The organism is Pseudomonas sp. MN1F (assembly GCF_009391885.1).
Classification (GTDB): Bacteria; Pseudomonadota; Gammaproteobacteria; order Pseudomonadales; family Pseudomonadaceae; genus Aquipseudomonas.
The window spans coordinates 218,234-231,291 of record NZ_VZII01000014.1; the positions used below are offsets into that span (position 1 = coordinate 218,234).

Consider the following 13,058-nt stretch of genomic DNA (forward strand, 5'->3'; position numbering starts at 1 on the left):
GGTTCAGAGCTCCTGGCGCAGGTTGTCGGGGTCATGGAAGGGCAGTTGCACCACCTTGGCATTGACCATCACGCCGCCTTCCACGCGGATCGGGAGGTGCATGCCAGGCGTCGCCTGATGGGCGCCGGCGTAGGCCAGGCCGATGATCTGCCCCAGGGTCTGCGAGTACTCGCAGGAGGTGACGTTGCCGCTGATGTCCGGGCCGTCCAGCACCAGGTGGCCCTCCAGCGGCTGCGGGCTGCCCTTGGGCAGGGTGAAGCCGACCAGCTTGCGCTTGAGCGGCTGCGCTTCGAGGATTTCGATCGAGCGCTTGCCGACGAAGAACGGCTTCTTGCGGCCAATCGCCCACTGCATGTCGATCTCTGCCGGGTGGGTCATGCCGTCGGTGTCCTGGCTGATGATCACGTGGCCTTTTTCCAGGCGCAGCAGGCGCTGGGTCTCGACACCGAACGCGCGGATGCCCAGCCCGGCACCGGCCTGCATCAGCGCGTCCCACAGGCGCTCGGCATGGCGCGCCGGCACGTGCACTTCATAACCCAGTTCGCCGACAAAGCCGACCCGCAGGATGCGCGCCGGGATGCCCGCCACCGTGCCCAGGCGCACGCCCAGGTAGGGGAAGGCTGCGGCCGACAGCTCGACATCGTCACAGACCTTGGCCAGCACCTGGCGCGACAGCGGCCCTGCCAGGTTGACCGCAGCCAGGGCGGCGGTGACGTTGGTGATGTCCACGTCCAGCCGCCACTGCGCGTTCCACTTGAGCATCTGCTGGTAGATACGATCAACACCGCTGGTGGTGGCGGTGACGTAGAAATGCTGCTCGGCCAGGCGCGCGCAGACGCCGTCGTCGATCACCACGCCGTGCTCGTTGGTCATCAGCGCATAGCGGGTGCGGCCGATGGCCAGCTTGGCGAAGCCGAAGGTATACAGGCGCTCCAGCAGTTCGGCGGCGTCGGGGCCGCGCACGTCCAGGCCGCCGAGGGTGGAAACGTCGATCAGGCCGACTTTCTCACGCACATGGCGGGCCTCTTCCTGCATGCAGCGCTCGCGTTCCTCGGGCTTGCCGTAAAAGGCCGGGCGCTGCCAGATGCCGGCCGGCATCATCTTCGCACCGGCTTGCAGGTGGCGGCGGTGCATCGGCGTCTGCCGGTACGGGTCGAACGCCCGGCCGGCGACATGCGCCAGCTTTTCTGCCTGGAACGGCGGACGGGCGGTGGTCACGCCGGTTTCGCTGATGCTGCGGCCAGTGGCCTGGGCCACCAGGCGTGCGGTGGGCAGTGCCGAGTGGCGGCCTTGGGACGGGCCCATGCCGACCGTGGAGAAGCGCTTGACCAGTTGCACATCGCGGTAGCCGCTGCGGGTGGCGTTGACGATATCGCGCACTTGCAAATCCTCGTCGAAGTCGACGAAGTCCTTGCCCTTGGGGTGCGGGAAAATCGGCCAGGGGAAGTTGACCTTGGCCTCGGCAACGTAGGCCGCTGGCGTGGGTGCTTGCAGGCCCAGTGCAGCAAGGGCTTCGGCGGCGCCGCGGCTGGCGTCGGTGAGCACGTTGTCCAGGCAGTGGCGGCCGTTCACCGAGCCGGCGATATCCAGGCCGATGGGCAGGTTGCTGATGGCGAACTCGTCACGGTTGACGTCATAAGCCAGCTTGCCACCGGCCTGGCACAGCAACTGATAGACCGGCATGTAACCGGCAGACATGCACAACAGGTCGCAGGCCACGCGCAGGCCATGCTCGCCCACCTTGCCCTGGCCCGTGATCGGGCGGATGTCCGCGCCCGTGACATGGCGCATGCCCGCTTCGTGCAGGGCTTCATAGACGGTGCTGCCCAGGTGCAGGGGAATGTCGCGACGTTTCAGCTCGCTGGCCAGCGCAGCATCGGCAGGCGCGGCGCGCATGTCGACCACGGCGGCGACCGCCACGCCTTGCTCCTGCAGGTCGAGCGCCGCCAGGTAGCCGTCATCGTGGCCGGTGAGGATCACCGCACGTTGCCCCGGCTTGACTGCATACCACTTCATCAGCCGCTGCGCGGCGCTGGTCAGCATTACTCCGGGCAGGTCGTTGTTGCGGAACACCACCGGCTGATCGAACGACCCGGCGGCCACCAGGCAGCGGCTGGCGCGTACCTTGTACAGGCGCTTGTGCTGGATCACCGGCAGGTAGTTGTCAGTGAACCAGCCGTTGCAGGTGGCCTCACACAGCACCTGGATGTTCGGGTGGCCTTCGACGGCGGCCAGCAGCTCCTGGCGCAGGCTGGCGGCGCGGGTACCGGCGATGTCGAAGCGGGCGTAGGTCAGCGAGCCGCCGAGCACTGGTTGTTGCTCGATCAGCAGCACCTTGGCCCCGGCATTGGCGGCATCCAGCGCGGCGCGCAGGCCGGCAGGGCCGGCACCGATCACGGCCAGGTCCACAAACAGGTACGCCTTGTCGTAGTACTGCGGCTTGAAGCCGAGGTCGAGCACGCCGAGGCCGGCCTTCTTGCGAATCAGCGGCTCCCAGACCTTCCACATGCCCTTGGGTTTGTAGAACGAGCGGTAGTAGAAGCCCACCGGCATGAAGCGCGAAAACTTGCCAAGATAGGCATCGCGGTCGTGCTCCAGGCTGCCGTTGAAGTTTTGCCCGGTGACCACCAGGCCGTCGCGAGCGACCGCCATGTCGGCCAGCACGTTGGGCTCCTCGGGGAGCTGCACCAGGGTGTTGGCGTCCTGCCCGGCCATGCTCAGCGGGCCACGCGGGCGGTGGTACTTGAACGAGCGTGACAGCAGCCAGCGGCCGCTGCCGAGCAGGGCACTGGCAATGGTGTCACCGGCATAGCCCGGGCAGGCCTGGCCGTCGAATTCGAATCGCAGGGGCCGCTCGCGGTCGATCAGCAGGCCCATGGGCGCGGGGAGGCGAGTGAGGCTGTTCATCCGGCGATCTCCGGGGTGGCGGCGGGGGTGAAGTCGACGCGGCGGTCGAACAGGGCTTTCGGGTCGAAGGTGCGCAGCACCTGGTCGCTGACGGTGTGGCGCTCGGCCAGGAACCAGTAGCTCGAGGCGTTGTGCAGCCACCATTCGATGACCACGCCGGCCATGTTGTCGCTGTTGAACACGTAGTCGGCCCACTCGGCGTCACTGCAGCTGGCCGGGTCGGGCATGTGCTTGAATTCGCCGCCGTAGGTGAACTCGCTGATGTTGCGCGGGCCGTTCAAGGGGCAGGTCAGGATCTTCATCGTCGTGTGCTCCTAGTGGCTGGCCGCGGTGGCGCCCATTTCGTTGACTTGCTGGAAGCGGCTGAAGCGCTCCAGGGCGAACGGCGCGATCATCGCCGGCACCTTGCCGCCGCTGGCGACCAGCTCGGCCATGGTCTTGCCGCAGATCGGCGTGGCCTTGAAGCCCCAGGTGCCCCAGCCAGCGTCCAGGTAGTAGTTGTCGACCGGCGACAGGCCCATGATCGGGCTGTAGTCCGGGGTCATGTCGGTCATCCCGGCCCACTGGCGCATCAGCTTGGCGTTGGCCATGAACGGGAACATCTCGATGGCATGGGCCAGCAGGCTTTCCTTGAGGTCGAGGGTGGAGCGGGTGTTGTACAGCGGGTAGGGGTCGGAACCGCCGCCGAAGACGATTTCGCCACGGCTGGTCTGCTGCACGTAGCAGTGCAGCGCCGAAGAGCTCACCAACGGGTCGAGGAACGGCTTGAACGGCTGGGTGACCATGGCCTGCAGCGGGTAGGTGTGGATCGGTGCGCGGATGCCGGCCTTGGCCATCAGCAGCGAACTGGCACCGGCCACCGCCTGCACCACGCAACCGCACTGCACGGTGCCGCGGTTGGTCTTGACCGCTTCGATGCGGCCGTTGCGGATCAGCAGGTCCTGCACTTCGGTCAGTTGGTGGATTTCCACGCCGCGTTTGGCGGCCTGCTTGGCGTAGCCCCAGGCCACCGCGTCATGGCGCGCGGTGGCGCCGTCAATGTGCCAAAGGCCGGCCAGCACCGGCAGGTGGCCGGGGTCGAGGTTCAGGCTCGGCACCAGCTCACGGATCTGCTGGCGGTCGATCATTTCGGTGCGCCCGCCGAAGTGCTTGTTGACCTCGGCGCGCTGGCGGAAGGCGCGCACGGTGGCGTCGGTGTGCGCCAGGGTCAGCTGGCCACGCTCGGAGTACATGATGTTGAAGTCGAACTCGTTGGACAGGTTCTGGAACATCCGCACCGATTCTGCGTAGAAGCGCACGCCCTCGGAGGTGAGGTAGTTGGAGCGGATCACCGCGGTGTTGCGCGCCGTGTTGCCGCCGCCCAGGTAGGCCTTTTCCAGCACGGCAACGTTGGTCACGCCGTGGTACTTGGCCAGGTAATAGGCGATGGCCAGGCCGTGGCCACCGCCGCCGATGATCACCACGTCATAGCGCGGCTTGAGTTCGCAGGGTGGCGGCAGGTCGACCTCCACCGGGTAGTCGGCGCTCAGGCCGTATTTCAGCAGGGCGAAAGGCATGCGGTGCGCTCCTGGTGGGCGGCCTGTTGCTGCAGGTCGAGGGCGAGCAGGGTGTTTTTCATCAGGTAGGCGATGGTCATCGGGCCGACGCCGCCGGGCACCGGGGTGATGGCGGCGACCCGGGGCAGGGCGGCAGCGAAATCGACATCGCCGACCAGGCGGCTATGGCCGCCTTCCTCGATGCGGTTGATACCGACATCGATTACCACCGCGCCAGGCTTGAGCCACTCGGCGCCGATCAGCCGCGGCTTGCCGACCGCCGCGACGACGATGTCGGCCTGGCGGCACAGCGCCGGCAGGTCGCGGCTGCGCGAGTGGACGACGGTCACCGTACAGTCGGCCTGCAGCAGCAGCGCGGCCATGGGCTTGCCGACGATGTTCGAGCGGCCAACCACCACCGCGTGCTTGCCGCGCAGCTCGCCGCAGGCATCGCGCAGCAGGCGCATGCAGCCGCTGGGGGTGCAGGGCGTGAGCACATCGCGCCCCTGGGCCAGGCCGCCGACGTTGGCACTGTGGAAGCCATCCACGTCCTTCAGCGGGTCGATGGCCTGGAGAATGCGGTGCTCATCGACATGTTTGGGCAACGGTAGTTGCACAAGGATGCCGTTGACCTCGGAGTCACGGTTGAGCCGGTCGATCAGGGTCAGCAGTTGCGCCTGAGTGGTGTCGGCCGGCAGGCGATGTTCCAGCGAGCGGATGCCCACTTCCTCGGCGCGCAGCACCTTGTTGCGCACGTACACCTGGCTGGCCGCGTCGGCGCCGACCAGGACCACTGCCAGGCCCGGCTGCACGCCGCCTTTGCGCAGGGTCTGCACCTGCTCACGGACCTCGGCCAGCACCCGTGCCGCGGTGGCCTTGCCGTCGATCAGCTTGATGCTGGGGATGGCGTTCATTTGAAGATCACCGTGCGGGCGTGGTTGAGGAACACCCGGTGTTCGAGGTGGTATTTGACTGCGCGGGACAGGGCGATGGTCTCGGTGTCGCGGCCGATCGCCACCAGGTCGTCGGGGGCGTAGGCGTGGTCCACGCGCTGCACTTCCTGTTCGATGATCGGGCCCTCGTCGAGGTCGCTGGTGACATAGTGGGCGGTGGCACCGATCAGCTTGACCCCGCGCTGGTAGGCCTGGTGATAAGGCTTGGCGCCCTTGAAACCGGGCAGGAACGAGTGGTGGATGTTGATCGCCCGGCCCGACAGCTGGCGGCACAGGTCGTCAGAGAGGATCTGCATGTAGCGCGCCAGCACCACCAGTTCGGTGGCGGTGTCCTCGACGATGCGCATCAGCGCGGCTTCCTGCTCGGCCTTGGTGTCCTTGGTTACCGGCAGGTAGACGAAGCGGATGCCCTGGCGCTCGGCCATGGGCCGCAGGTCGAGGTGGTTGGAGACCACAGCGGTGATCTGCATGTCCAGCTCGCCCTTGGCGTGGCGGTAGAGCAGGTCGGCCAGGCAGTGGTCGAACTTGCTCACCATCAGCAGCACGCGCAGCGGCCGGGCGCTGCTGTGCAGGCTCCAGTCCATGTCGAAACGCTGGGCCACATCGGCGAAGCCCGCCTGCAGTTGCGGCGTGTCACCGCTGACACCGGTGTTGTAGCGGAATACGGCGCGCATGAAGAAGCGGCCATTGTCCTCGTCGTCGAACTGCGCCATCTCGCTGATGTAGCAACCGTGCTCGGCCAGGTAGGTGGTCACCGCAGCGACGATGCCGGACACGGCCGGGCAGCTGACGCGCAGGATGAAGTGATCGGGAGCGGGGTGCATGTCGGATAGGCCTCGTGATGGAGTGGGGCAGGTCGGGCACAAGGGCAAAAGCGGCTTCGCGGGCGGCGAACGAATGTTTCTTCATGGGAATATAAATTTCCCTTGGGCGATTTATAGGCGAAGCGAGGGGCACGGGTCCAGTGTTTTATGAAATTTTTTATCCTGACAGGAAACTTCTAGGCGCCGGCTGACCCTCTGCGAGCGGGTTCACCCGCGAACAGGCCATCGCAGGCTATGCTTGATCCATGACCACACCCACCCCTGTACGCCAACCGTGCCCCCCTGGCGCCTGTGACTGCGGCCGTGAGCACCTGGCCGAACACCCGCCGGCGGCCCAGCGCATCCTCCTGCTCACTCGCCAGGAAGAAAAGCGCCTGCTTGAACGCCTGGAAAACCTCAAGGACCTCGAAGACCTGCAGCGCCTGCAACGGCGTCTATACGAAAACCTCGGCATCCGCGTGCACATCAGCCCCGGTTTCAACGAGGTGCGCACCATGCGCGGCATCGTCATCGAACTCGACGACCAGCCCGGCCTGTGCCGCAGGACCCGCCAATCGATCCCGGCGGCGATCCGCCGGGGCCTGGAGCGCAACCCGCAGGTGGCGTTCCGCCTGCTTGATGCGCATGACTTGCTGAGAGACGCCTGAGGCTAATTTTTCCGCAGTGCCCTACGTCTACCTGAGAACCTCCCTGCGCCAGGCGCGCAGCGGCATCCATCACTCAAGGAGACAGGCAATGACTTCTGTATTCGATCGCGACGATATCCAGTTCCAGGTAGTGGTCAACCACGAAGAGCAATACTCCATCTGGCCGGACTACAAGGCCATCCCCGAAGGCTGGCGCGCCGTGGGCAAGAGCGGCCTGAAGAAGGACTGCCTGGCCTACATCGACGAAGTCTGGACCGACATGCGCCCCTTGAGCCTGCGCCAGCAGATGGCCGCAGCTGCCGCCCAGTGACCCCGCTCAACCTGCTGTGCCTGCCGTACTCCGGGGCCAGTGCCATGGTCTACAGCCGCTGGCGGCGCAAGCTGCCGGCCTGGCTGCAGGTGCGCCCGGTCGAGCTGCCTGGGCGTGGTGCGCGCATGGCCGAGCCGCTGCAGACCGACATGCAAGCGCTGGCCCGGCAGTTGGCCAACGAGCAACGCCTGGCCGCCAACGCACCTTATGCCTTGCTCGGCCATAGCCTGGGGGCACTGCTGGCCTTCGAACTGGCCCACGAACTGCGCGCGCTGGGCTGTGCGCCGCCGCTGGCGCTGTTCGCCTGCGGCACTGCGGCGCCCACCCGGCGCGAAGACTACGACGGCCACAACTGGCGCGACGCCAAGACCGATGAACAGCTCAAGTGCGAACTGCGCGAGCTCAATGGCACGCCGGAGGAAGTGCTGGCCAATGCCGAGCTGATGAGCCTGACCTTGCCGACCCTGCGCGCCGACTTCCTGCTTTGTGGGCGCTACCTCTACCGCCAGCGGCCGGCCCTGCAGTGCCCGCTGCATGTGTTCGGTGGCGAAGCGGACCGGGCCAGTGCAGAGCAACTGCACGCCTGGCGCCAGGAAACCCTCGGCGCGTTCTCGCTACAGATGTTCCCCGGTGGCCACTTCTTCATTCACGAACACGAAGACCGCGTGCTGGGTGCGCTGACGCAGGCCCTTGAAGCGCATCGGCTTTCTGCCTGATTGACGGCGCCGCCTGCCTGGGGGAGGCTAGGTCTTTTCCCAGGCAAGGGGCAGACAATGCTGATCGAACATCACAAGGCCACGCTGCTGGTCGTCGACATCCAGGAAAAGCTCATTGGCGCCATGAGCGACCCACAGGGCACCCGCGCCCGAGCGCGCTGGTTGCTCTCGGCCTGCAATGACCTGGAACTGCCGATCGTGATCTCCGAGCAGTATCCCAAAGGCCTGGGCCACACTTTGGCGGAACTCATCGCGGTGGCGCCGGCGGCCGAGGTGGTGGAAAAGACCCATTTCTCCTGCGTGGCCGCCGAGTGCCTGCCGGCCGGCCTGATGGCCCGTGAACAGGTGATCGTCTGCGGCATGGAAACCCACGTCTGCGTACTGCAAACCGTGCTCGGCCTGTTGGCCCTGGGCAAGCAGGTGTTCGTGGTCGAGGATGCCTGCGACAGCCGTACCCCGGCCAACAAGGCCGCGGGCCTTGCGCGCATGCGCCAGGCCGGCGCGCAGGTGGTGACCCGGGAAATGGTGCTGTTCGAGCTCATGGGCAGCGCCAGCCACCCGCAATTCCGTCATATCAGCAAGACCTACATGGTCGGTGAACAGCCCTGAACGGGCGGCTGTTGGCGGCAGGGCTGATGGCCCTGGCGCTGCTGCAGGGCTGCGCCGGGCGCCGCGAGGAAGAGCCTGAGGCCGACCCGGCCAAGGTGCGTGCCCAGCTGATGCGCCTGCTGCCGGCCCAGGCCAAGGACCGCGAAGGCTGGGCCAAGGATATCCAGGTGGCGTTCGAGGCCCAGCGCATCACACCGAGCAAAAGCAACCTGTGCGCGGTGCTGGCGGTGACCGAGCAGGAATCGACCTTCAACGCTGATCCGCAGGTACCCAACCTCGGGCGCATCGCCCGTGAAGAGATCGACCGCCGCGCGGCGCGCCTGCACATTCCCACGCTGCTGGTCGACGGTGCGCTGAAGACGCCCTCAGGCAATGGCCAGAGCTATCAGCAGCGCCTGCTGGCAGTACGCAGCGAGAAGCAGCTGAGCGCGCTGTACGACGAGTTCATCGCCCGCCTGCCGTTGGGCAAGACCTTGCTCGGCGGCTTGAACCCGGTGCACACCGGTGGGCCGATGCAGGTCAGCATCGAATTCGCGGAGAAACACGCCAAGGATTATCCCTACACCTACGACGGTACTATCCGTCAGGAAGTCTTCAGCCGCCGTGGGGGCATGTACTTCGGTATTGCTCATTTGCTCGGCTACCCGGCGCATTACGAGCGCCAGCTGTACCGCTTCGCCGATTTCAACGCGGGTTGGTACGCCAGCCGCAATGCCGCGTTCCAGGCAGCGTTGAGCAAGGTCACCGGGGTGGAGCTGGCGCTGGATGGCGACTTGATCGCCCCCGGTTCGATCATGCCCGGCAGCACTGAGCAGGCGGCGCGCAAGCTGGGGGTGAAGTTGGGGCTGCGCAACCCACAGATCCGCAGCCAGCTGGAGTTGGGCGACAGCCTGGCGTTCGAGGACAGCAAGCTGTACGGCGGGGTGTTTGCCCTGGCCGATGCGGCGGCGGGCAAGCCAGTGCCGCGGGCGGTGTTGCCGGGGATCGAGCTGAAGAGCCCGAAGATCACCCGCAAGCTGACCACCGCCTGGTTTGCCGGGCGGGTGGATGAGCGTTATGAGCGGTGCATGAACCGATAGTTTTTTCCTGTGCCGGCCTCTTCGCGGGTTTACCCGCGAAGAGGCCGGCACAGGCGACATCAGCTTTCGCTCAATGCCCCGACCACCTGTTCGACAGAGGCCTTGAGCCCGGCCACCGCATCTTCCGGATCACTTTCCACCACCAGCAACTTCGCCCCAGCCGCCTCTATCACCTTGGCCACCGCCGCATCCGGCTGCCGATGGTCCAGCACCAGCGCCACATCCTGCCCCTTGAGGTTGTCGCCCAGCGCCTGCAGCGCCGCCGCATCCCACTTGCCATCCGCCGGCAGCGGCTGCTCCACCACATCCAGGTTCATTCCACTGGCCAGGTATCCCAGGCGTTCTGACAGGCTGACCACACTCAGGTTGTCGACCTTGGCCAGCTGCGTCTGGCTGCTGGCGGTCAGCTCCAGCAGCTGGCGCTTGAGCCCCGCCAGGTTGCCCTGGATCCTGACCTTTTCGGCGGGCGCCAGGCGCTCCAGGTCATTGGCCAGCACATCGGCCATGCGCCCGAGGTTGGTCGGGTTCAGCCAGGGGTAGGCGGCGTAGGCGTCATCACCACTCACGGCGATGCCCGGCAGCGCGCCATCCACCGGCCGCGCCGCGTCGATCTCGACGATGCGGATATTGCTGCGCCGGGCCATCGGGTACAGCGGGTCGTCACGCCAGATCGAGCGCACGCCGATCACCGCGTCGGCCTGCTGCGCCGCCTTGGCCAGTGCCGCGCCGCCACGGCTGCTGAAATACGACGGCTGGCGGCTGGCCGGCAGGTTGGCCGGCGCGGCGCGCTTGAGTTGCACGGCGGTGCCGTCGAGCAAGGCGCTGGCCAGGCTGTGGGTCACGGGCAGGGTGGTCAGCACTTGCGTGGCCGAGGCCAGCGCAGGCAGGCCGGCGAGGGCGATGGCCAGGGTCAGCTGTTTCAGGTTCATGCCGGGTTTCCTTGCAGGCGGGGGACGAGGGCGCGGGCCAGCGCGGCGAGGGCGAAGCAGGTGCCGGCGACCAGGATGATCGCCGCGCCTGAGGGCACCGGCAGATCGAGGACGATCGGCAGCAGGATGCCGAGCAGCGTGCTCAGGGTGGCAATCAGCACCGACACGAAGAAAAACCCCTTCAGCGACTGGCTCACCAGGCGCGCCGCCGCTGCCGGGATCACCAGCAGGGCACCGACCAGAATCGCCCCGATCACCTTCACCGAGGCCACCGTGACCAGGGTCACCAGCACCACGAACAGATAGTCCAGGGTCTTCACCGCCACCCCGCGCACCGCCGCCAGTTGCGGGTTGAAACTGGCCAGCATGATGCGGTTGTACAGCGGCAGGGCCAGGGCCAGGACCAGCACCGCGACGATGCCCAGCACCACCAGGTCCTGGGCGCTGACGGTCAGGACCGAGCCGAACAGCACGTTCTCGAGGATATGCACGTTGATCTTGCCGGCCAGCATCAGCAACAGGCTGGCGCCGAGGGCCAGCGACACCGAAAGGAACACGCCGATCAGCGTGTCCGGCGACAGCCCGGTGCGGTTGCGCAGGAAGTTGAGCAGGATGCCGAACAGCAGGCAGTAGCCGAACAGGCTGCCATAGGGGCCGGTGTACGGCTCGCCGAGCAGGATGCCGATGGCGACCCCGGTGAGTGCGGCATGGCCGACGGCTTCGGAGAAGAAGGCAAAGCGCTTGACCACCACCAGTGTGCCGAGGCCGCCCAGCACCGGGCCGATCATCAGGCCGGCCAGCAAGGCATTGATCACGAAGCCGTAGGCCAGCGCCTCCGGCAGGTAGCCTGCGCCGGCCCAGTCCTGGACCAGTTGGCGGAATGCTTCAAAGCTCATCAGGCAAGGCGCTCGCTGCGTGGGTGGACGGAAAACAGGCCGAGCAGGCGCTCCGGGGTCAGGGCCTGGGCGGGTGGGGCGTCGAACAGCACCTGGCGGCTCAGGCCGGTGACCCGGTCGGCCAGGCGCAGCACGGCCGCCAGGTCATGCTCGATCCACAGCACGGTGGTGCCGGCCTGGCGCCAGCCTTGCAGCAGCTGTTCGAACACCTGGATGCCGGCTTCGTCGAGCGCAGACATTGGCTCGTCGAGCACCAGCAATTGCGGTTCCGGAATCAACCCCTGGGCCAGCAGCACGCGCTGGCGTTCACCACCAGACAACGCGCCCATGCGCCGCTTGCGTTTGTCGAGCATGCCGACCCGCGCCAACGCCGCATCGATCGCTGGCTGCACCTGCCGCGACAGGCCGAGGAACGCCGGGCGCCGTTGGCACATGGCAGCCATGAAGTCGTCCACGGTCATCGGCAGCCCGCGGTCGAACTCCAGCGCCTGCGGTACATAACCGATCACCTGCTGCGCGGCTGGCCAGTGCAGGGTCAGCTGGCCCTGGTGCGGCATCTGCCCAAGCAGGGTCTTGATCAGCGAGCTCTTGCCGCCGCCATTGGGCCCGACGATGGCATGCACGCTGCCGGCGGCCACGCTGAACTGCACCTGTTCGAGAACGCGCGTGCGGCCCAGGGTCAGGTCGATGCCGGTAAACTCGATGCGTGGCCCGCCGGCTGCGGTGAGCTTGGCGGCAGCAGTCATGCGCGGTTCTCCTGGATGGCGCGGACCACGGTGTCGAGGTTGCGCTTCATCTCCACCTCGTACTTGTCCTGGGTGTATTCCCCGTAGGAAATGTGCGTCAGCGGATACAGGCGTACGCCGGATTCGCGCTGGATGGTTTCAACATAGGCCGAAGGGAAATCCATCTCCGAGAAGATCACCTTCACATCCAGCGCCTTGAGTTGGTCGATGGTCTTTTTCAGCTGTGCCGGGCTCGGTTCGATGCCATGGGCGGGCTCGACCACGGCAGTCACTTCCAGGCCGAAGTCGCGCACCAGGTAGTCGTAGGCCGCATGGATGGTGGCCACGCGGAAGGTGGCGCTGGGCGCTTCGGTCACCTTGGCCAGGGCTTCGGCACGCAAGGCGCGCAGGCGCTTGGCGTAGGCGCGGGCGTTCTGCGTGTAGAGTCTGGCGTTGTCCGGGTCGAGCTTGCCGAGCTCCCGGGCGATGTTGTTGACCTGGGCGATGGTGGTGCTGATCGACAGGAAGGTGTGCGGGTTGACCACTTTGCCGGCGCCGCGTGCGGCGATCCCGGTGGCCGCCAGCAGCGGTACGTTCTGGTTGGCCTCGATGGTCTGGATGCCGGGCTTTTCGCTGGCGGCGATCATGCGGTCGGCGAAGTCGTCATGGCCGACGCCATTGAGCACCACCACGTCCAGCGTGCCGATGCGCTTGATGTCTTCGGCGCGGGGTTCGTAGGCATGCGGGTTGAAGCCTGCCGGAATCAGCGGCACCACTTCGGCCTTGTCGCCGACGATGTTGCTCACGTAGCTGTAGTAGGGGTGCAGGGTAATACCGATGCGCAGTGGCTTGCCGGTATCGGCGAGGGCCAGCGCCGGCAGGGCGCAGGCCAGGAGCAGGGCGAGGGCTTTGCGGAACATGGGGAATC

14 protein-coding genes are annotated in these 13,058 nt (G+C 66.6%); 5 read left to right on the top strand and 9 right to left on the bottom strand.

Annotated elements, in window-relative coordinates:
• Positions 1–3 precede the first annotated feature (3 nt).
• The 5 genes from F6X59_RS09935 to purU are packed head-to-tail and all read right to left on the bottom strand — an operon-like array spanning position 4 to position 6,219.
• A complete protein-coding gene (locus F6X59_RS09935; protein WP_152956094.1) occupies positions 4–2,907 on the bottom strand; it encodes a 2Fe-2S iron-sulfur cluster-binding protein in 2,904 nt (967 codons plus the stop codon).
• Positions 2,904–3,209, bottom strand: a complete 306-nt coding sequence (locus F6X59_RS09940) for a sarcosine oxidase subunit delta (RefSeq protein ID WP_152956095.1) — start codon at positions 3,207–3,209, stop codon at positions 2,904–2,906. The genes F6X59_RS09935 and F6X59_RS09940 overlap by 4 nt, the downstream gene beginning before the upstream one ends.
• Positions 3,210–3,221: 12 nt before the next feature.
• Entirely contained in the window at positions 3,222–4,463 is a 1,242-nt protein-coding gene (locus F6X59_RS09945; protein WP_152956096.1) for an FAD-dependent oxidoreductase, read from the bottom strand.
• On the bottom strand, positions 4,445–5,356 hold the full coding sequence (folD, locus tag F6X59_RS09950) for a bifunctional methylenetetrahydrofolate dehydrogenase/methenyltetrahydrofolate cyclohydrolase FolD (RefSeq protein WP_152956097.1): 912 nt from the start codon (positions 5,354–5,356) through the stop codon (positions 4,445–4,447). Before folD ends, F6X59_RS09945 begins: the two co-directional genes overlap by 19 nt.
• Positions 5,353–6,219: a formyltetrahydrofolate deformylase gene (gene purU, locus F6X59_RS09955; RefSeq protein WP_152956098.1), complete on the bottom strand. Its 867-nt coding sequence runs from the start codon at positions 6,217–6,219 to the stop codon at positions 5,353–5,355. Before purU ends, folD begins: the two co-directional genes overlap by 4 nt.
• 245 nt (positions 6,220–6,464) lie before the next feature.
• Between purU and F6X59_RS09960 the strand changes: the two genes are divergently transcribed.
• The 5 genes from F6X59_RS09960 to F6X59_RS09980 all read left to right on the top strand — a co-directional run bounded on the left by F6X59_RS09960 (position 6,465) and on the right by F6X59_RS09980 (position 9,580).
• Positions 6,465–6,866, top strand: coding sequence for a hypothetical protein (locus tag F6X59_RS09960; RefSeq protein WP_152956099.1), 402 nt, complete (start codon positions 6,465–6,467; stop codon positions 6,864–6,866).
• A gap of 88 nt (positions 6,867–6,954) precedes the next feature.
• A complete protein-coding gene (locus F6X59_RS09965) occupies positions 6,955–7,176 on the top strand; it encodes an MbtH family protein (RefSeq protein ID WP_054887100.1) in 222 nt (73 codons plus the stop codon).
• Complete coding sequence (locus F6X59_RS09970) at positions 7,173–7,892, top strand: thioesterase II family protein (RefSeq protein ID WP_372240346.1); 720 nt, start codon at positions 7,173–7,175, stop codon at positions 7,890–7,892. Before F6X59_RS09965 ends, F6X59_RS09970 begins: the two co-directional genes overlap by 4 nt.
• Before the next feature lie 57 nt (positions 7,893–7,949).
• Positions 7,950–8,501 (top strand): hydrolase, encoded by a 552-nt coding sequence (locus tag F6X59_RS09975; RefSeq protein ID WP_152956100.1) that lies wholly within the window; start codon positions 7,950–7,952, stop codon positions 8,499–8,501.
• A 26-nt stretch (positions 8,502–8,527) separates the two neighbouring features.
• On the top strand, positions 8,528–9,580 hold the full coding sequence (locus tag F6X59_RS09980) for a DUF1615 domain-containing protein (protein WP_152956101.1): 1,053 nt from the start codon (positions 8,528–8,530) through the stop codon (positions 9,578–9,580).
• Positions 9,581–9,639: 59 nt separating this feature from the next.
• On the opposite strand, the gene F6X59_RS09985 is transcribed toward F6X59_RS09980, so the two are convergent.
• From F6X59_RS09985 to F6X59_RS10000, 4 genes are read right to left on the bottom strand one after another with little or no spacing between them, the layout of a single operon-like run.
• Positions 9,640–10,509 carry a metal ABC transporter solute-binding protein, Zn/Mn family gene (locus tag F6X59_RS09985; RefSeq protein WP_152956102.1) on the bottom strand — a complete coding sequence of 290 codons (870 nt, stop codon included), beginning with the start codon at positions 10,507–10,509 and terminating at the stop codon, positions 9,640–9,642.
• Positions 10,506–11,405 carry a metal ABC transporter permease gene (locus F6X59_RS09990; RefSeq protein ID WP_152956103.1) on the bottom strand — a complete coding sequence of 300 codons (900 nt, stop codon included), beginning with the start codon at positions 11,403–11,405 and terminating at the stop codon, positions 10,506–10,508. Before F6X59_RS09990 ends, F6X59_RS09985 begins: the two co-directional genes overlap by 4 nt.
• Complete coding sequence (locus F6X59_RS09995; protein WP_152956104.1) at positions 11,405–12,151, bottom strand: metal ABC transporter ATP-binding protein; 747 nt, start codon at positions 12,149–12,151, stop codon at positions 11,405–11,407. Before F6X59_RS09995 ends, F6X59_RS09990 begins: the two co-directional genes overlap by 1 nt.
• A complete protein-coding gene (locus F6X59_RS10000) occupies positions 12,148–13,050 on the bottom strand; it encodes a metal ABC transporter substrate-binding protein (protein WP_152956105.1) in 903 nt (300 codons plus the stop codon). Before F6X59_RS10000 ends, F6X59_RS09995 begins: the two co-directional genes overlap by 4 nt.
• Between the last annotated feature and the right edge of the window lie 8 nt (positions 13,051–13,058).

Coding starts and splice junctions, on each gene's coding strand:
- F6X59_RS09935 (WP_152956094.1), bottom strand. CDS start 2,907: ATGAACAGCCTCACTCGCCTCCCCGCGCCCATGGGCCTGCTGATCGAC.
- F6X59_RS09940 (WP_152956095.1), bottom strand. CDS start 3,209: ATGAAGATCCTGACCTGCCCCTTGAACGGCCCGCGCAACATCAGCGAG.
- F6X59_RS09945 (WP_152956096.1), bottom strand. CDS start 4,463: ATGCCTTTCGCCCTGCTGAAATACGGCCTGAGCGCCGACTACCCGGTG.
- folD (WP_152956097.1), bottom strand. CDS start 5,356: ATGAACGCCATCCCCAGCATCAAGCTGATCGACGGCAAGGCCACCGCG.
- purU (WP_152956098.1), bottom strand. CDS start 6,219: ATGCACCCCGCTCCCGATCACTTCATCCTGCGCGTCAGCTGCCCGGCC.
- F6X59_RS09960 (WP_152956099.1), top strand. CDS start 6,465: ATGACCACACCCACCCCTGTACGCCAACCGTGCCCCCCTGGCGCCTGT.
- F6X59_RS09965 (WP_054887100.1), top strand. CDS start 6,955: ATGACTTCTGTATTCGATCGCGACGATATCCAGTTCCAGGTAGTGGTC.
- F6X59_RS09975 (WP_152956100.1), top strand. CDS start 7,950: ATGCTGATCGAACATCACAAGGCCACGCTGCTGGTCGTCGACATCCAG.
- F6X59_RS09980 (WP_152956101.1), top strand. CDS start 8,528: ATGGCCCTGGCGCTGCTGCAGGGCTGCGCCGGGCGCCGCGAGGAAGAG.
- F6X59_RS09985 (WP_152956102.1), bottom strand. CDS start 10,509: ATGAACCTGAAACAGCTGACCCTGGCCATCGCCCTCGCCGGCCTGCCT.
- F6X59_RS09990 (WP_152956103.1), bottom strand. CDS start 11,405: ATGAGCTTTGAAGCATTCCGCCAACTGGTCCAGGACTGGGCCGGCGCA.
- F6X59_RS09995 (WP_152956104.1), bottom strand. CDS start 12,151: ATGACTGCTGCCGCCAAGCTCACCGCAGCCGGCGGGCCACGCATCGAG.
- F6X59_RS10000 (WP_152956105.1), bottom strand. CDS start 13,050: ATGTTCCGCAAAGCCCTCGCCCTGCTCCTGGCCTGCGCCCTGCCGGCG.